Here is a 326-nt window from a genome sequence, read left to right as displayed (position 1 = left end):
CCATATAGCATCGAAGCAAGTATTAGCGATGTGGCAGGTAACAGCACCGATATTACCGGCAACGGCACCATTGATACCACAGCACCAAGTGTGAGTGTAGATGCGCCATTATTAACAAATGACAGCACGCCCACAGTGACAGGCACTAGTGATGCACCTAACAGCACCATCACGGTGACGTTTACAGATGCAGCAAATGCTACTCAAAGCATTGATGTACAAACCGATGCCAATGGTAACTGGAGTGCGACACCAACAGGCACATTAGCCGAAGGGAATTATAGCGTTAGCGCCAGCATCACTGATGCAGCGGGCAACACAGGTAC

At 49.4% G+C, this 326-nt stretch carries 1 protein-coding gene; it reads left to right on the top strand.

Going from position 1 to position 326, the window contains the following annotated elements:
- A partial coding sequence (locus H5159_RS20860) for an Ig-like domain-containing protein (RefSeq protein ID WP_182780977.1) occupies positions 1-326 on the top strand: 326 nt, incomplete at both ends.

It is taken from the genome of Pseudoalteromonas sp. SG43-1 (assembly GCF_014164415.1).
In the GTDB taxonomy this organism is placed as follows: Bacteria; Pseudomonadota; Gammaproteobacteria; order Enterobacterales; family Alteromonadaceae; genus Pseudoalteromonas; species Pseudoalteromonas distincta.
The sequence above is the reverse complement of the archived record's forward strand: the minus strand, read 5'-3'. Positions and strand labels throughout refer to the sequence as shown.